At 49.7% G+C, this 18,225-nt stretch carries 17 protein-coding genes; 16 read left to right on the forward strand and 1 reads right to left on the reverse strand.

Translation table 11 applies throughout. The features are described from left to right. From priA to spoVM, 11 genes are all read left to right on the forward strand, one after another. Positions 1-2,550 (forward strand): primosomal protein N', encoded by a 2,550-nt coding sequence (priA, locus tag AAIH57_RS18170; protein WP_430022572.1) that lies wholly within the window; start codon positions 1-3, stop codon positions 2,548-2,550. Positions 2,551-2,721: 171 nt separating this feature from the next. Next, a complete protein-coding gene (gene def / locus AAIH57_RS18175; protein WP_095290270.1) occupies positions 2,722-3,210 on the forward strand; it encodes a peptide deformylase in 489 nt (162 codons plus the stop codon). 6 nt (positions 3,211-3,216) lie between these two features. Continuing rightward, entirely contained in the window at positions 3,217-4,176 is a 960-nt protein-coding gene (fmt, locus tag AAIH57_RS18180; protein ID WP_175395677.1) for a methionyl-tRNA formyltransferase, read from the forward strand. Continuing rightward, positions 4,173-5,669, forward strand: coding sequence for a 16S rRNA (cytosine(967)-C(5))-methyltransferase RsmB (gene rsmB, locus AAIH57_RS18185; protein WP_430022573.1), 1,497 nt, complete (start codon positions 4,173-4,175; stop codon positions 5,667-5,669). The genes fmt and rsmB overlap by 4 nt, the downstream gene beginning before the upstream one ends. 189 nt (positions 5,670-5,858) lie before the next feature. Continuing rightward, on the forward strand, positions 5,859-6,899 hold the full coding sequence (gene rlmN / locus AAIH57_RS18190; protein ID WP_175395675.1) for a 23S rRNA (adenine(2503)-C(2))-methyltransferase RlmN: 1,041 nt from the start codon (positions 5,859-5,861) through the stop codon (positions 6,897-6,899). A 7-nt stretch (positions 6,900-6,906) separates the two neighbouring features. After that, positions 6,907-7,683, forward strand: coding sequence for a Stp1/IreP family PP2C-type Ser/Thr phosphatase (locus AAIH57_RS18195; protein WP_175395674.1), 777 nt, complete (start codon positions 6,907-6,909; stop codon positions 7,681-7,683). Next, positions 7,680-9,863 carry a Stk1 family PASTA domain-containing Ser/Thr kinase gene (gene pknB / locus AAIH57_RS18200; protein WP_430022574.1) on the forward strand — a complete coding sequence of 728 codons (2,184 nt, stop codon included), beginning with the start codon at positions 7,680-7,682 and terminating at the stop codon, positions 9,861-9,863. Before AAIH57_RS18195 ends, pknB begins: the two co-directional genes overlap by 4 nt. Before the next feature lie 91 nt (positions 9,864-9,954). Further along, complete coding sequence (gene rsgA, locus AAIH57_RS18205) at positions 9,955-10,872, forward strand: ribosome small subunit-dependent GTPase A (RefSeq protein ID WP_175395672.1); 918 nt, start codon at positions 9,955-9,957, stop codon at positions 10,870-10,872. Position 10,873: 1 nt separating this feature from the next. Then, complete coding sequence (rpe, locus tag AAIH57_RS18210) at positions 10,874-11,533, forward strand: ribulose-phosphate 3-epimerase (protein ID WP_095290279.1); 660 nt, start codon at positions 10,874-10,876, stop codon at positions 11,531-11,533. A 3-nt stretch (positions 11,534-11,536) separates the two neighbouring features. Beyond that, positions 11,537-11,788 carry a hypothetical protein gene (locus AAIH57_RS18215; protein ID WP_175395671.1) on the forward strand — a complete coding sequence of 84 codons (252 nt, stop codon included), beginning with the start codon at positions 11,537-11,539 and terminating at the stop codon, positions 11,786-11,788. A gap of 167 nt (positions 11,789-11,955) precedes the next feature. Then, a complete protein-coding gene (spoVM, locus tag AAIH57_RS18220; protein WP_019424875.1) occupies positions 11,956-12,036 on the forward strand; it encodes a stage V sporulation protein SpoVM in 81 nt (26 codons plus the stop codon). Between the two features lie 195 nt (positions 12,037-12,231). On the opposite strand, the gene rpmB is transcribed toward spoVM, so the two are convergent. Continuing rightward, a complete protein-coding gene (rpmB, locus tag AAIH57_RS18225) occupies positions 12,232-12,420 on the reverse strand; it encodes a 50S ribosomal protein L28 (RefSeq protein ID WP_024631107.1) in 189 nt (62 codons plus the stop codon). A 294-nt stretch (positions 12,421-12,714) separates the two neighbouring features. Between rpmB and AAIH57_RS18230 the strand changes: the two genes are divergently transcribed. The 5 genes from AAIH57_RS18230 (at position 12,715) to AAIH57_RS18250 (ending at position 18,220) form a co-directional block, all read left to right on the forward strand. Further along, complete coding sequence (locus AAIH57_RS18230) at positions 12,715-12,933, forward strand: hypothetical protein (protein ID WP_175395670.1); 219 nt, start codon at positions 12,715-12,717, stop codon at positions 12,931-12,933. 125 nt (positions 12,934-13,058) lie between these two features. Beyond that, the gene (locus AAIH57_RS18235) at positions 13,059-14,867 is read left to right on the forward strand and encodes a DAK2 domain-containing protein (protein WP_175395669.1); all 1,809 of its coding nucleotides are present in this window, start codon (positions 13,059-13,061) and stop codon (positions 14,865-14,867) included. Positions 14,868-14,899: 32 nt separating this feature from the next. After that, positions 14,900-15,763 carry a DegV family protein gene (locus tag AAIH57_RS18240; protein WP_175395668.1) on the forward strand — a complete coding sequence of 288 codons (864 nt, stop codon included), beginning with the start codon at positions 14,900-14,902 and terminating at the stop codon, positions 15,761-15,763. A 10-nt stretch (positions 15,764-15,773) separates the two neighbouring features. Beyond that, positions 15,774-17,819: an ATP-dependent DNA helicase RecG gene (gene recG / locus AAIH57_RS18245; protein WP_430022575.1), complete on the forward strand. Its 2,046-nt coding sequence runs from the start codon at positions 15,774-15,776 to the stop codon at positions 17,817-17,819. A gap of 113 nt (positions 17,820-17,932) precedes the next feature. Further along, on the forward strand, positions 17,933-18,220 hold the full coding sequence (locus tag AAIH57_RS18250) for a stage VI sporulation protein F (protein ID WP_095290289.1): 288 nt from the start codon (positions 17,933-17,935) through the stop codon (positions 18,218-18,220). Positions 18,221-18,225: the final 5 nt, after the last annotated feature.

The raw sequence follows: 18,225 nt of genomic DNA on the forward strand, positions 1-18,225 counted from the left end.
ATGGAGATCGCCAAGGTTATTGTCGATGTTCCGGTGAAACAGACCGATCGGCCTTTTGATTATCTGGTGCCGGATTCGATGCGTGAATGGATCGAGATTGGCAGTCGGGTGGGCGTGCCTTTTGGACACCGTACCGTGCAGGGGTTTGTAATTGATCTTGTACCGCGCACGGGTACGGAGTCCTTTAAGTTGAAACCGATTCAGGAGCTGCTGGACATCGTACCGCCCTTGTCTGAAGATCTGGTGCAGCTCGCGGAATGGATGAGTGAACGTTATGCCAGCAACCGCATTTTGTCACTACAGGTTATGGTACCGACTGCACTGAAGGGTAAAGCGGAGCGATATATTTCAATTGGAGATGCAGTGGATGGACAGCATGCTGGAGCACAGTCGGATGAAGAAGTCCTTTTTGTGTGGGGGGAGGAGTCCACATCCGAGAAAGTACAGCAGGACATTATACGTTTTGTAAAAAGTCGGGGGCAGGTTCCCCTGCAACAATTGAGCCGGAAATATCCCAATCATGCAGCATTGATCAAAAAGCTTCTACTTAGCGGTGTATTGCTGGAAAGCCAGGCAATCAAGGACAAGCTGAACAAAAAGACGATGAAAGCTGTTGATCTGGCGATAGATGCAGCTGCTGCACAAGAAGCCCTTACATCCTTTCCGGCGAAGGCACAGCGTCAGAAGGAAGTTCTCGCTTTTTTGCTGGAAATGAAAGAGTTGCTGCCGATGCCGATGAAGGAATTGCTGGCTACACTTCAAGTGTCTGCCGCTACAGTCAAAGGACTGGAAGAGAAAGGATTGCTTGTAACGGAGGACGTGGAGGTCTTTCGCGATCCTTACCAGGGCAGAACGTTTCGTGCGACCGAGCCACTCGCTCTTACAGCCGAGCAGCAGAATGTGTATGACAAAATTAATGGGCGATTACAGGAGAGGCGCCATGGCGTCTTTTTGTTACATGGTGTAACAGGAAGCGGTAAGACGGAGGTATATCTGCAGACGATTCAGCAGTGTATTGAGCAGGACCGGCAGGCGATCGTTCTTGTACCGGAGATTGCACTTACACCACAAATGGTGGAGCGGTTTAAAGGGCGCTTCGGAGACCAGGTTGCCGTCATGCACAGCCGTCTGTCGGGTGGAGAGCGTTATGATGAATGGCGCAAAATCCGGGAAGGCCAAGTGAAGGTAGCCATTGGAGCGCGTTCCGCCGTCTTTGCTCCTTTTGATCGCCTTGGTCTGATCATTATGGATGAAGAGCATGAGACCTCCTACAAACAGGAAGAAACGCCGAAATATCATGCCCGCGACGTGGCTGTAAAAAGAGCGCAGCAGCACCAGGCAGTCGTGGTTCTGGGTTCAGCGACACCATCGCTGGAAAGTTATTATGCGGCACGTTCGCAGAGTAATGATGATTTTGCTCCGCTTCTGCTGGAGATGCCTACCCGGGCGCTCGGCAATAACTTGCCGGATGTACGGATTATTGATATGCGCGAAGAGTTGAAGGATGGCAACCGTTCGATGTTCAGCCGGGCTCTGCACAAAGGACTGGAGGAACGTTTGGAGCGTGGAGAACAGACGGTTTTGCTATTGAACCGCCGGGGCTATTCTACTTTTGTGATGTGCCGCAGCTGTGGTTATGTAGCCGGCTGTCCCGAGTGTGATATTTCACTCACGTATCACCAGCGTTCCAACAATCTCCGGTGCCACTATTGTGGATATGCGGAGGCAGCGCCTGAAGTATGTCCGGAATGCGGCAGTGAACATATCCGCTATTTTGGTACAGGTACGCAGCGAGTGGAGGAAGAACTGGCGAAGTTGTTTCCGGGGATTCGTGTGATTCGCATGGACGTGGACACAACGACGGAGAAAGGCTCGCATGAGAAACTGCTGAAACAGTTTCGGGAGAAAAAGGCGGATGTGCTGCTGGGTACCCAGATGGTTGCCAAAGGACTGGACTTTCCGGATGTAACCCTTGTGGGTGTGATCACGGCAGACTCGGCGCTGAACTTGCCCGATTTTCGGGCTGCCGAGAAGACGTTTCAGCTGCTGACTCAGGTGGCAGGTCGGGCGGGACGGCATCAATTACCTGGCGAGGTGTTTGTTCAATCCTATACGCCGGAGCACTATTCCATCGGGCATGCGAGCCAGCATGATTATGTTTCTTTTGTACGTGAGGAATTGCTTCATCGCCGCAATCTGCAATACCCGCCGTATTGTCGCCTGATTCTGGTGACCTTTTCGCATGAGCAGCTTCCTGTACTGATCCGGCTAGCTGAAAATTACACGCGTTTGTTAAAAGAACGTGCAAATGCAGCCGGCTGGTTGGGAAGTCTGGACCGTTTCAGTAATGAAGCCTTTGACGTGCTTGGTCCTGTAGCCTCACCCATCCCGCGCATCAAGAATAGATACCGATTCCAATGTATGATAAAATGGCGGGGGGATGTAGACGCCATCGGAATCGCTCTGGAGACGGCCCGGCGCATGGATGATGATGTTCAGGCGCAAAAACTGCTCATTAGTCTGGATGTAGACCCGCAAATGTTAATGTAAGCATGTTGCATCATTTTCCAAGGAACACTTCGCACCATACTAAGTGGTGAAAATGAATAGCGCAAAATGTGGATGTGAACAAGCGGTATAAACATAGATTAAAAACAAAGCAACAAAAAAACAAAAGAATGATACCCGATATGAGATTTGGGTTAGGAAGGTGCTTACAACATGTCGATTCGTATTATCGTTAAAGAACCGGATGAGGTGCTTCACAAAAGAGCCAAGGAAGTTACAAAAGTAACACCCAATGTACAAAAACTGCTGGATGATATGGCAGATACGATGTATGACGCTGAAGGTGTAGGTCTTGCCGCACCACAAGTGGGCATTTTAAAACGCCTGATTGTTATTGATGCCGGGGATGAACAAGGTTTGATCAAAATGATTAATCCTGAAATCATCGCGAGTGAAGGTGAGCAGTTCGGACCGGAAGGCTGTCTGAGCATTCCTGGGATTAACGGCGACGTTCGTCGTTTCGAAACAGTTACCGTTAAAGGCCTGGATCGTGAAGGCAATGAACTGATTATTACGGGCAGCGGTCTGTTGTCCCGTGCATTCCAGCATGAAATTGATCATCTGGATGGCGTACTCTTTACGGATATCGCTGAGAAGGTGTACGAAATTGCAGCGGATCAGACTGGACCGCGACGTAATTAAGGAGTGATGGATTTGAATATTGTTTTTATGGGAACCCCGGAATTCGCTGTTCCTTCCCTGGATATGCTTATTGCTGAGGGATATAACGTGGTGGGTGTTGTGACCCAACCCGATAAACCGCAGGGCCGCAAAAAAGTGCTTACGCCAACGCCTGTGAAGGCCGCGGCTGAGCGCCACGGATTGCCTGTATTTCAACCGGTAAAGCTGCGTGATCCGGAGTCAGTGGCTAAACTAGCTGAATGGAAGCCGGACCTGATTGTCACGGCTGCATTTGGACAGATTCTGCCGAAGGCTGTGCTGGATATGCCTGTTCGGGGATGTGTGAATGTGCACGGTTCCCTTTTGCCAAAATATCGCGGAGGTGCTCCAATTCAGCGCTCCATCATCAATGGGGAGCCGGTAACAGGTGTTACACTGATGTTCATGGCAGAAGGTTTGGATACCGGAGACATGATCTCACGTGTGGAAGTGCCGATCACCGATGAGGATACTTCTGGCACCATGTTTGTGAAGCTCAGCGATGCAGGCTCCAAACTGCTGCAGGCAGAAATGCCCCGCCTAATTGCGGGGGAGACTACGGCTGTCCCTCAGGACGAAGCCGAGGCTTCGTATGCCCGCAATTTGACCAGAGAAGACGAGAAAATGGACTGGACTCGTTCATCCCGTGAACTCTTTAATCAGATCCGTGGTCTTGTTCCGTTTTCCGGTGCATTTACGATGTGGGACGAGCAGGTGTTCAAAGTATGGGCTGCTGCCAACCCCAATCAGTCAGGTGCTTCAGAAGCTGCAACCAATGGACAGGCTGAGCCGGGCACGGTGCTGCAGCTGGGGGCAAGGGGCATTGAAGTGCGAACGGGTGACGGTTCACTCTGGCTGACGGAAGTTCAGCCTGCAGGCAAGAAAGCGATGAAAGCTGCTGACTTCGCTCGCGGTGGCACGCTGAAGCCGGGCACGGTGTTACGATGAGCGGGAATACATCTGGACGATCAGCAAATAGCCCAAATAAAGGTAACGGCAACCCGAATCGTCGTCCTTATGCAGGGAAGTCGACTGGTTCCAAAAACACGGGATCCCAATCCTCTGGAGGAGCTGCGCGTACCGAAAGACCTAAGACTTCTCCACGCGCGCTCGCAGTGAAGGTACTTAGTGCAGTGGAGCAGGAGGGGGCCTACAGCAACCTGGAACTCAACCGGCGTCTGAAAGAAGCTGAGCTTAGTCCGGCAGATGCCGGGCTGGCTACCGAGTTGGTGTACGGAACAATCGCACGGCTGAACACACTTGATTATTTTCTGGAACGTTTTGTGGCCAAAGGGATAGCCAAACTCCAGCCATGGGTACGCAGTTTGCTGCGGATCAGCGTCTACCAGATGATGTATCTGGATCGTATTCCGGAACATGCTGTTGTAAGTGAAGCCGTCAATTTGGCGAAAAAACTGGGACACCAGGGAATCTCGGGCATGGTGAATGGCGTTCTGCGCAACATGATCCGCAGTCGGGACGAACTTCGAATACCGGATGACCTGCCAGCTGCTGAGCGTATTGCACTGGAGCATTCCCACCCGCAGTGGATGGTCCAACGCTGGATCAGCCAATATGGTGAAGAGACAGCAGAAGCAATCTGCAAGGCAAATAATGAACCGCCGGCAGTGAGTGTGCGGGTAAATACAACGATGACCACGCGTGACAAACTCATGCGCGAAATGGAGAGCACGGGTGCAGTAGTAGAGCCTTCGCAGATAAGTCCCGACGGTATTCTTGTTCGCAGTGGTGGGAATATGGCACTAACGTCATGGTACCGGGATGGACTGTTCTCTGTGCAGGACGAAAGTTCCATGCTTGTGGCCGAAGCGGTCGCACCTGAAGAGGGTCAAACCGTGCTGGATTGCTGCGCAGCTCCGGGTGGTAAAACGGCTCATATGGCCGAGAAAATGCAGGACCGTGGTCAAATCATTGCCAATGACGTGCATGCACACAAGCGTCAGCTTATCATGGATCAGGCGAATCGATTGGGACTGGGCTGTATCGATGCGGTTACAGGAGATGCACTGGATCTGGATGAACGTTATCCTCATGCTTCGTTTGACCGTATTCTTTTGGATGCACCTTGTTCCGGTCTGGGTGTCATACGCCGTAAGCCGGATGTCAAATGGACCAAATCCCCTGAAGATATTGAAGATATCTCAGGACTGCAGCGTCAATTGCTGGATCGGGTTGCACCGTTATTGAAGCCAGGCGGCGTTCTGGTGTACAGTACTTGTACCATTGAGCCGGCTGAGAACGAACTCATGGTAGCTGACTTTTTGAAGCGGCATCCCGAATACCAAGCGTTGGATTCTGCTTGGGCTGGAACAGAGATGGAAAAGTGGAAGTCAGTGAATGGGGGTGTGCAGATCTTGCCACAGTATGCACACAGTGACGGCTTTTACATTGCAAGGTTGACACGTGCAGCCGATGAATAAATCCATAGCATGCAAGGATGGCCGCCGAGGGGAACTTCGGCGGATTTCTTTGTAATGGGGTGCGGCATACGCGCCGAGGTGTTATAATGCATGAAGTGCAGGACTGTAGGGCATACATGGATGTAAAGTGGTCTTTGTGATAGAATAGGAAGAATGAAAAGAAAAGAAGGAATAGGTGTTGACAACAAAATGAAACCTTTTATATATGATTATTCCCTGGAAGAGCTGCAGCAATGGGCTGTTGAAAATGGGGAACCCGCTTTTCGCGGTGGTCAGATTTTCGACTGGATTTATGTAAAGCGAGTGAATGATTTTAGTGAAATGACGAATCTGTCCAAAGCACTGCGCGAAAAGCTGGCAGAGCAATTTGAATTCGTAACCCTTACCGAAATTACGAAGTTTGAATCCAAGGATGGAACGGTGAAGTTCCTGTTTGGTCTTCATGATGATCATGCGATCGAAACGGTTATTATGAAACATAACTATGGTAACAGCATCTGCGTAACGACACAGGTGGGATGCCGAATCGGTTGCACGTTCTGCGCGTCCACGCTGGGTGGATTGAAGCGTAACCTTACTGCAGGCGAAATTGTTGCCCAGGTCGTACAGGCTCAGAAAATTCTGGATGAGCGCGGCGAACGAGTCAGCAGCATTGTTATTATGGGTTCGGGTGAACCGTTTGAGAACTATGAAGCTACAATGACTTTCCTGCGCATCATGATTCACGAAAAGGGTTTGAATATCGGTCAGCGTCACATCACGGTATCCACAAGCGGGATCGTACCGAACATCTACAAGTTTGCTGATGAAGATACACAGATCAATCTGGCAATCTCCATTCATGCACCGAATGATGCGCTTCGTTCCAAATTGATGCCGGTAAACCGTCGTTTTCCTTTTGACGATGTGATGGAGTCGCTTCGCTACTACCTGGCCAAAACGGGCCGGAGAATTACGTTTGAATATGCCCTGATCGGTGGCGTGAACGATCAGCCGGAACATGCGGCAGAACTGGCAAGTGTGCTGAAAAACATGCTCTGCCACGTGAACCTGATTCCAGTCAATCACGTGCCTGAACGCAAGTATGTAAGAACATCGAGAAGCGACATTTTCAATTTTCAGAAGATTCTCTCGGAGCAGGGTGTTAATGTAACCATTCGTCGTGAACAGGGACATGATATTGCTGCCGCTTGCGGTCAGCTTCGTGCAAAGCATATGGAGTTGAGGTGAGAACATTTTGATCAAAACAGTTCATGTGAGCCATATCGGACGCGTGCGTTCGGTTAATGAAGATTCAGCCTGGATTCGCAATTTGGAGACAGGATATATTCTGGGCATTGTCGCTGATGGCATGGGCGGGCATCTCGCAGGAGATACCGCGAGCCGTCTGGCAGTGGAGACTTTGGTACATGACCTCGGGACACTGGAACCGGGGTTGTCACATGCGTCCTTGTCCGCTGCCCTTAGCGATGCTATTTTGCATGCCAACGAAGTGATATATCGTACTGCATCCGGAGATGACAAGTACCACAACATGGGAACGACCGTGGTTGCTGCCTTGTTGAACGATGCAGAAGGCGTTATCGGTCATATCGGAGACAGCCGAGCTTACAAAATTGCAAACAAACAAGTGATCCAGTTAACGGAAGACCATACATTGGTGAACGAATTGTTTAAAAATGGTCAGATCAGCAAGGAAGACGTATCTCATCATCCGCGTCGTAATGTGCTGACTCGTGCCCTTGGAACAGATGCCGAAGTAAAAGTCGATCTGGATGCGGTCAAGCTGGAAGCAGGTGAAGTTCTGCTGTTATGCAGCGATGGACTCAGCAATTTGGTCAGCAATGAACAAATGGTTCAGGTGGCGGGCAATCAGGATTTGCCGCTTGAAGAGCGGGCAGATCGGCTGCTTCAGTTGGCACTGCTGGCTGGCGGAGACGATAATATCACGGTTGCGCTGTTTGAAGTGCAACAGGAAGGTTCCGTGGTGACGGAAACGGGGTGTGAGTCATGATTGGGCACCAGCTAGGCGGACGCTATGAAGTCATTGAGCGTGTTGGCGGTGGCGGCATGGCACTTGTGTACAAGGCCCAGGACCTTCTGCTGAACCGTAATGTGGCGATTAAAGTATTGAGGCAGCAATTTGTACATGATGAAGAGTTCATCCGTCGTTTCCGTAGAGAAGCGCAGTCTGCTGCATCCTTATCTCATCCCAATGTCGTCAGCATCTATGATGTTGGCCAGGAAGATGACGTTCATTATATCGTCATGGAGTACGTGGAAGGCAAAAACCTGAATGAGATCATCAAAGAGCGGGCCCCTCTGCAGGTAGACGAAGCTGTTCGGATTGCTTCCCAAATTGCAGACGCCCTGGATCATGCACATCATAACCAGATTATTCATCGGGATATTAAACCGCATAATATATTAATTGGCCGTAACGGCCGCGTGAAGGTTACCGATTTCGGAATTGCCCGAGCGGTGACATCCACAACGATTACACAGACTGGCTCGGTAGTCGGTTCCGTACATTACTTTTCACCGGAGCATGCCAAGGGGATCGTTACTGGCGAAAAGTCGGATTTATACTCTCTCGGTATCGTACTCTATCAAATGCTGACTGGGCAGCTTCCATTTCTTGGTGAGAGCCCTATTAGCGTTGCATTGAAGCATTTGCAGGAAGAATTTGATGAACCTCGCAAATTCAACCCACTGATTCCGCAAAGTGTGGAGAATGTCATTTTGAAATCCATGCGGAAGAACCCGCAGGAGCGTTATCAGTCAGCAAAAGAAATGCAGAATGATCTGGAAACGTGTTTGTTACCTGAAAGACGCAATGAGTCCAAAATCGACTTTCCGGATGAAGATGATGTGGATCAGACGCGGGTCATGCCTGCGATCAAACCGGAACCACGAGGAATTACTTCTACGGGCGCTACTCCAATCATGGAACCTGATGAGGACAACAATAAGGGCAAACCCAAAACGAAGAACTGGAAAAAACCAACGCTATTGATCTCATTGACTGTTCTAATTCTCATAGCCATGGTTGGTGTTGTATGGTATGTCAAAGGTATGCTTGTTGTGCCTGAAGTCACTGTTCCAAATGTCGTTAACCAGACTGAAGAAAAGGCTCGTCAGATGCTGCAGGATCAGGGTCTTGTTGTTAGCGATGATGTCATCCGGATGTACAAGGAAGGTATCGACCCAGGCATCGTATTTGAACAAAGCCGAAATGAAGGCGACGTGGTGAAGGAAGGTTCCGAGATCCAACTTAGTGTTGGAGCTGAAAAGGAACTAACCAAAATGATCAGCGTTGAAGGGGATTCCTATGAGGATGCGGTCAAGGATCTGAAGAATCTGGGCATTAGCGAGGATCGAATTAAGCGTAAGGACGACTTCTCCAATGATGTTGCTTCAGGCATTGTCATTTCCCAGACACCTGGCGCTAATGAAGAATTTGATCCGGAACAGACCGAGATTGTTTTAACCGTTAGCAAAGGCGCGGAGACGGTGAAGATGCCTGATCTGAAAAATCGCACCCGCAACGAAGCTGAGCAGATGATTAAGTCTGCCGGACTGGTTCTGGCTCAGGTTCAGGAAGAATCAAGCTATACGGTTGATAAGGGGAAAGTGACCCAGCAATGGCCTGTGGAAGCCGGAGCCGATGTGAAACCTGGTGACAAAATCACCATTTTCGTCAGCACGGGTTATCCGCCTGAGGCATTGGAGTACTCCTTCAATATCAATGTTTCGCCAAAAGAAGAGGGCAAGAACAGCAAGATTCGGATTACATTCGAGGATGCCCGCGGCAAGAACCAGGAATGGGGAACCCGGACCATTAACAAGTCCTATCAGGCACTGACCATCCCACTTGTTCTTGCTCCGAATGAGAACGGTGCTGTATCTGTATATCGTGATGGTCAATTCCTGGATACGTATGTAGTTACCTATGCTGAAGCCAAAAATGGTACCGTAGTGGTGCCTACCATTGAGCCGGAGATTGGCAATCAGCCAACACCTCCAGCAAACGAACCTGAAGAAGGTGGCGGTGGTGACGAAGGCAGCGTGGATACGAATCAGGAAGGTGAGTCTGAATCGATTCCTGGTGATGGTGAAGAGAATAATGAGGGCGAAGATACGTCTGCCATGAATAACGGCAAGGGTAAAGATCATGGAAAAGACAAGAAGTAGGATGTCGTTAACGCATCGAGCCGTCCGTAAGGACGGCTTATTGCTGACGTTAGGATGAGTGTACCGAAAATCAAAGGAGGGCGACGGAGCTATGCCAGAAGGTATCATCGTAAAAGCGCTGAGCGGTTACTACTATGTCATGCCACTGTTAGAAAACGGGGTGCCTTCGGTGGAAGGCTCCGCCGTTACATGCCGAGCAAGAGGGATATTCAAAAAGAGAGGCGTTTCTCCACTTGTCGGTGACCGTGTGAGCTATATGCTGACAGAGAATGGTGAAGGAACAGTAGATGAGATTCGGGAACGGGAGAATGAACTGATTCGGCCCCCTGTTGCCAATGTCAGTCTGGCTGTTCTTCTGTTCTCCGTTAAAGAACCGGACATGAACTTGAACCTGCTGGACAAATTTCTTGTACATATTGAGCAGGCGGGGCTGGATGCTCTAATTGTATTAACAAAGCAGGATCTGGCTGATCCACAAAACGATGCGAGTGATACTGTGGCCGAGGTTAAGGCATTGTATGAGCAGGTCGGGTATGAAGTTATTTCGACCAGTTCGCGAACTGGCGAAGGAAATGAGCTGCTCAAAGAACGTCTTGCAGGCAAGATAAGTGTATTCTCGGGTCAATCGGGAGTAGGCAAATCTTCTATGCTTAATGCCCTAATGCCAGGGCTGACGCTGGAAACGAGTGAAATCAGCATGCGACTTGGTCGAGGCAAACATACGACCAGACATGTAGAATTGATTCCGCTGGATAATGGCGGATTTGTCGCAGATACACCCGGATTCAGCCAACTGGACTTTCTGGAGATCGGTGTAGAAGAACTCTCCACCTGTTTCCGGGAATTTGCCCAGTATGCTGACCAATGTAAATTCCGCGGCTGTACCCACACGCATGAGCCCCAATGCCGAGTACTTGCAGCTAAGGAGGAAGGTTTAATTTCCGAAAGCCGTTATCGGCATTATGAGCAGTTCCTTACAGAAATGAAAGACAAGAAGCGGAGGTACTAACATGATTAAAATTGCTCCATCCATATTATCTGCTGATTTTGCCCGTCTCGGTGCTGAAGTGGCCGAAGCACAGGCAGCTGGCGGTGACTGGATTCACGTTGATGTCATGGACGGTCATTTCGTCCCGAATATTACGCTTGGTCCTGCCATTGTAAAAGCAATTGCTCCTCATACCAACCTGCCACTGGATGTGCATCTGATGATCGAAAATCCTGAGCGATATGTTGAGGAATTTGCTAAAGCCGGAGCGGCGGTAATTACTGTACATGCCGAGGCTTGTGTACATTTGCACCGTGTGATTCATCTAATTAAGGAACAGGGAGTCAAGGCGGGGGTTGCCCTGAATCCGGGGACGCCGGCCAGTGCCATTCAGGAAGTGCTGGATGATGTGGACATGGTTCTTGTCATGACCGTGAATCCTGGGTTTGGCGGACAAGCCTTCATCTCGGGAACGATGAACAAAATCAGACAAATTCGCAGCTGGCTGAATGAAAAAGGACGCCATGATGTTCATATCGAAGTGGATGGGGGAATTGCAGCCGATACAGCCCCACTCGTTGTGGAGGCAGGCGCAGATGTCCTCGTAGCGGGAAGCGCGGTATTCGGGCGCGAGGACCGTGCAGCGGCCATTGCAGAGATTCGTAGCAGCTACGGAGGCTGATCTATGAACCTTAAGGAGACGCTGTTGACGATGGCTGCGAGCCTCGTGACGGGATTGGTGCTTGCGTTATTTGCAGTCATTCAATCCCCTTACAATGCGCTTACCTCACTGATTGGGGTGGGCGTTGTCATTATGTATTTTCGCAAATTTGATCGTACTAGATCACGTGTTACTTTCGTCATATTCAGCATACTGTATTACTTGCTGAGCGTATTCATGATCGCTGTTTATCAGTATGTTCCTGCCCAAACGTAAATGGGCTGTTCTTCGGGCTCGTCATGTTGGAATAGGGACAGGGCGTTCCGCATAAATATGGTTACATGAGCAGGTTTCTCATGTAGCCTTTTTTGTCGTGTTTAAGGTAAAGAAGGCCTGAAGCATAGGATACGGCGGACGCATGAGCATGATGGGGAGGGTGAAGTATGAAATTTTACACATTCAAACTGCCAAAGTTTTTGGGAGGTTTTGTAAAGGCGATTCTTAATACGTTTCAAAAGAACTGATACGATTGAGAACAGGCTCAAAGGCGAATACCGCCGCTATGGCTTCAGAAGATCGGGGACTCCGGCCTGAGAAGCACCATGCGGCGGGCATTCACATGCTTGCGCAGGTACTTGTGTACTTTTTTGAATACCAAAAAAGCACCTGCAAGGAACAAGGTGCTTTTTGCTTATCCGATTTATAGTAGCTTTGCGTGATTATACGCGAGTCACTTTACCGGCTTTCAGTGCACGGGTGCTTACGTATACACGTTTTGGTTTACCGTTCACGAGAATGCGGACCTTCTGAACGTTTACGCCCCAAGAACGACGGTTACGGTTGTTAGCGTGGGATACGTGGTTACCGGTGCCCGGTTTCTTACCTGTCACATAACATTTGCGAGACATAGATTACACCTCCTATCCTAAAATAACCAGTTGCCTTCGGAGAGACGAAAGTCATTCTCTAAAGGCTAAATTGTTCTTCCTGACCATAATAGTCAGGCTCCAGTAGCTAATGGCGTTGTTCAAGCCGGCATGGCCGGATCATTTCCATTACTTAACCTGCATAAAACAATACTTGAATATAATATCATACCCAAAAAAGCTTCGTCAACTGATCCAAAAACTTTATTTATTTCTCCTGTCTAATATAGTACAATGTTGAATAGTCCATAATACAGCGGTGAACAGGCTGTTGCCGTGGGAAAGCCGGAGATTAGACCGGCCCAAGAGGTCGGTGGTCTGCAATTTGGCAACGCTGTGCGCTGTGACATTTCCATCATTGGCACCAGTCTCCATGCGGCATTCATGCCGGCTCTCGATACCGGTGCATATCCGTATGCCCCGAATTGGGGCTTCAGAGGTTGCAGGATATCGGTGGCCCGGCCGCCCAGACCGTCGATCCGGATGACATGTTGATTTGTATGCCTTTGCCGGACAAGGTATGGACGAAGAATGACGCAGTAAGCGTCAGCGCATGAACAGACCAGATAACATCTTGGTGCAAGATGTTCGTGTATCAAGCTAGGAAGGGGAATTCTCACTTGAGTATACGTTCTTTAAATGGAACAGATTTCACCGCAATGGTACTTGCCGGTGCGGAACAACTTGGACAGCATGCAGAGCACGTCAATTCCCTGAATGTTTTCCCTGTGCCGGATGGTGACACGGGAACGAACATGAATTTGACAATGAGTGCAGGAGTTGCAGAGATTAAACGCAAGAGTTCTGCCTCCATCGGAGAAGCTGCCGGTATTTTATCTAAAGGCCTGCTCATGGGCGCACGGGGGAATTCAGGCGTTATTTTATCGCAGTTGTTCCGTGGATTCAGTCGTTCAGCTGCTCCTTACGAGGAACTGAATACGCTCCAATTTGCAGCGGCCCTCCAAAACGGTGTGGATGCAGCGTACAAAGCTGTTGTAAAGCCCGTTGAAGGAACCATTCTTACCGTGGCAAAGGAAGCAGCGAAACACGCCAGCTACTATGCAAGACGGACGAATGATATTACTGAATTAATGAATGAAGTATTGTTAAAAGCAAAAGAGGCACTGGCATCGACTCCGGAATTGCTGCCTGTTTTAAAACAGGTCGGTGTTGTGGATTCGGGTGGACAGGGGCTTGTATATATTTACGAAGGTTTTATGGAAGTTTTGCTGCAAAGTGACGGCGTCAGCCGTGCATCCCTGCAGAAAGACGTACAGCCAGCTGTAGCATCATCTGCCTTAAAACCGGCTGTACCGTCAGAAGAGCTGCCTGCCAATCCCGTACAGCAGGTTATTGCACCGGAGATGCCGTTGTCTGCACAAGCCAGACTGGAAACGGAAGATATTGAATTTCTGTATGACATGGAGTTCTTCATTAATCGCCAGCTGGGGGATAACGCAGGAGTTGCATTCGATGACGAGGCATTCCGGAAAGCGTTGTCAGCAAATGGGGATTCCATCATCATTATTGCTGACGATGAAGTGATCAAGGTACATGTGCATTCCAAGACACCTGGGGATGTATTGAATCTGGCACTTCGCTACGGTGAAATTACACAGATTCACATTCTGAATATGCGAGAACAGCACCGGGATCTGCTGACGGCGGGTATGGACATTGCGCCTTCTCCTGAATTGTTTGCAGAGATTCCGCCTGAGACTACGCGCAGTCACGAAGAAGCTGTGCCTCCTGCAGATGAAATGGCGCCCTATGGTTTTATCGCCGTATCTTCCGGTGAGGGCATTGCTGAAATCTTCCAAAGTCTCGGAGTGGATGTTGTACTGTCCGGTGGACAGACGATGAATCCGAGTACAGAGGACTTTGTGAATGCAGTTCGTTCGATTGCTGCGGAACAGGTGTTTATTTTGCCGAACAATTCCAATATTGTTCTTGCTGCCGAACAGGCACGCGAATTGCTTGAAGATGAACGCCGGATCACGGTTATACCGAGTAAGACAATTCCTCAAGGGATGGCAGCCGCTTTTGCTTTCCAGGAAGATGAGTCTGCCGACGCGAACCGTGATCAGATGCTGGAAGCAATTAGCCGGGTGCAATCGGGTCAAGTTACGCATGCCGTAAGAGACACTCAGTATGATGAGCTGGATATCAAGGCTGGCAATTACATTGGTATCCACAATTCCAAAATCGTTGCGACAGACGAAAGCCTGCTGCGGGCATGTGAAGGATTGCTGCAACAGATGATGGAGAGTGGAGATGAAGTGGTTACGATCCTTGAAGGGGAAGAGGCTGACTCCGAGGTCACCACTGCGCTTGCAGCATGGGTAGAGTCACAATACCCTGAAGCTGAGGTGGAGGTACATGCCGGAGGACAGCCAGTGTACTATTATTTGTTCTCTGTGGAGTCCTGATATGCACTCACGCAAGGAGGAGGTGATCTCGTTTGAGCCATAAGGTTGCAATTGTAACAGACAGCACCGCAGATATACCGGAAGAACTTGTCCGTAAATACGGGATTCATGTGGTTCCACTGAATGTTCTGTTTGGGGAAGAGAGTTATGCGGACGGCGTTGATCTGTCTTCGGAACAGTTTTATGCAAAGTTGGAGAAGGCCTCGGCGCTGCCTACCACGTCACAGCCTTCCCCTACGGAATTCATGAACATATATCAGACGCTGCTGGATGAGGACCCGGAACGTCCGATTGTCTCCATTCACCTGTCATCTGGCATGAGTGGAACGTATCAATCGGCGCTGCTCGGCAAATCTCTGTTGGAGCGTGAAGGTGACATTACGGTGCTGGACTCCAAGTCGGCATCTTATGGATATGGCTTGATGGTTGTCCAGGCAGCCGAACTTGCCAGTCAAGGCAAGTCGGCAGCCGAGATTGCTGCAGCTGTAGAAGCGATGCAGAAGAGCCGCAAACTGTTTTTCCTTGTGGATACGCTGGAGTATTTGCAAAAAGGCGGCCGAATCGGGAAGGCTGCGGCTATCCTGGGAACATTACTGAATATCAAGCCCATCTTGTCCATTGATGAGGAAGGTGTCATATACGCCGTTGAAAAAGTCAGAGGACACAAGAAAGCAATGGCACGCATTATTGAACTGTTCCAGCAGGATCTGGCGGGCAAGCGTGTGAATGTGGCCGTAGGCCATACCGCAGATCCCGGATCAGCGATTGCTTGTGCAGAGCAGTTACGTGGGCATTTTACACTGAATGAAGTGGTGTACACCAATATTGGAGCCGTCATCGGCAGCCATGTTGGGCCAGGCGTTATTGCCATCTTTATGTGGCCTGTTCCGGAATGAGGGATTAGAAATGAAATTGGAAGAAATATCGGTTAAGCAAATTAACGGCGTGAGTGCTCTCAAAGAGGGGGAGCTTCACGCCTTTGGCATCTCTACTGTAAAAGACCTGCTTGAATATTATCCGTTCCGTTATGAGGATTATCGTCTGCGTTCCCTTAGTGAAGTGAAGGATGGGGACAAGATTACGGTCCAGGGCAAAATCATGGGCATTCCCGTATTGCAGCGCTATGGCAAAAAGTCCCGTCTCACCTGTAAGGTGATGACCGAAGAGTGGATGATCACGGCGACCTGGTTCAATCGGCATTTTTTGAAAGACCAGCTTACGCCGAACCGTGAGATTGTGCTTACGGGCAAATGGGAACAAAAGCGCATGCAAATGACGGTTTCGGACTCGGAGTTTCCGGATAAGGGAGATGGTCGCTCGGGTACACTGCAGCCGGTATATTCGGTAACGGGCAAGCTGACCCAATCCTGGATGCGTAAGACGATTAATCAGGGGTTAATCCAATTCGGAGACATGATTCCCGAGATTTTGCCCCCATCGCTTATGAAGAAATACGGACTGATGCCTCGGAAACAGGCGATTGCCGGCATTCATCGTCCGCAGGATAATCAGGAAGGCCAGCAGGCCAGACAGCGCATGGTATATGAAGAACTGTTTTTGTTCCAACTGAAAATGCAGGCTTATCGTGCATTGAACCGGAATCGGATGGATGGCGTCGTGCATACAACGGATAATGCAACCATTCGCGAGTTCGTGCGCAGCTTGCCGTTTGAACTGACCGATGCTCAGAAAAAGGTAGAGCTTGAAATTCTTCATGACATGCGTTCACCTTACTCCATGAATCGTTTGCTCCAAGGGGATGTTGGCTCTGGTAAAACGGTTATCGCCGCTATCGCCCTGTACACCTCGGTCCGGTCCGGTTTCCAGGGGGCTCTGATGGTCCCTACAGAGATTCTGGCTGAGCAGCATATGCGATCACTGCAAAAGCTGTTTGAACCTTTTGGTGTAACCGTGGGCCTCCTAACGGGCAGTGTGAATGGACGGAAACGAAAAGATCTGATTGCTTCGCTGCAAATGGGCATGATTGACATCGTAGTGGGCACCCATGCGCTGATTCAGGAAGATGTATTTTTCCGCGATCTGGGTCTCGTCGTTACGGACGAGCAGCATCGCTTTGGTGTAAACCAGCGCAGCATTTTGAGGCGGAAGGGATATAATCCCGATGTGTTAACGATGACAGCAACGCCGATTCCGCGTACGCTGGCCATTACGGCATTTGGCGATATTGAAGTATCGACAATCTCGGAACGGCCAAAAGGGCGGATTCCCATCTCCACATACTGGGTGAAACATGACATGATGGAGCGGGTGCTCGGTTTTATCTCCCGCGAAGTGGATCAGGGACGTCAGGCGTATCTCATCTGTCCTTTAATTGAGGAATCCGAGAAGCTGGATGTACAAAATGCGATTGATCTGCATATCCAGATGCAGCAGAATTTTCCGGATTACCGTGTGGGCCTGCTGCATGGACGAATGACCGCTGGGGAGAAAGAAGAGATGATGCGTGCGTTTTACAGCAACGATATTCAGCTGCTTGTCTCAACCACCGTTGTAGAAGTCGGTGTCGATGTACCGAATGCTACGTTAATGGTCATTATGGATGCCGACCGTTTCGGTCTGTCTCAGCTTCACCAGCTGCGCGGCCGGGTTGGCCGGGGAGCTCATGCATCCTACTGCGTGCTCATTGCTGATCCCAAAACTGAAGTAGGGCAGGAACGAATGAAGGTGATGACGGAGACGGAGGATGGGTTTGAAGTATCCCGTCGCGATCTGGATCTGCGGGGACCGGGGGATTTCTTCGGTACCAAACAAAGTGGATTGCCGGAATTCCGTCTTGCCGACATGGTTGCTGATTTTGCCGTATTGGAGCAGGCGAGAGATGACGTATCCGCTCTAATCGCCGAGCCTAACTTCTGGACGTCTGTGGACTACACTGCTTTACGTGATTATTTACAGCAGCAGCAAGTGTTCCAGGGTGATCTGATCGACTGATTGGTGCCTCGAATGCATAGTTTCCTACGTTTACTGCGAAAAAGGTCAAGTGAACAAGCCCTCCCGTCATATGAATAGAAAGTGAGTTCATTATTCGGGAGGTGCTGTACGTTTTGAGTTATCAACAATATGGAATCAGTCCGCAGCTGGTGGAGCGGATCAAATTAAAGATGAAAAATCCGGCTGTCAAAGATCGCATCAAAAAGCTGATTGACGGAATTACCAAGTCCGATCTCCAGGACCGGGCCAAGGTTCGGAGATTGGTCAAGTCATCTGCTGTCATTTTGAATGAAAACTTCTCGTCCGCTCAGGAGGAGCAGTTTGTTGCTTTTGTCATCGCCCAGAAGATTGATCCAAACAATACGTTTCATCTGATTAAGTTGTGGGGGATGTTTCGGTGAGGTCG

Origin of the sequence: Paenibacillus sp. MABNR03 (genome assembly GCF_050455445.1) — a bacterium.
GTDB classification, from domain to species: Bacteria; Bacillota; Bacilli; order Paenibacillales; family Paenibacillaceae; genus Paenibacillus; species Paenibacillus xylanilyticus.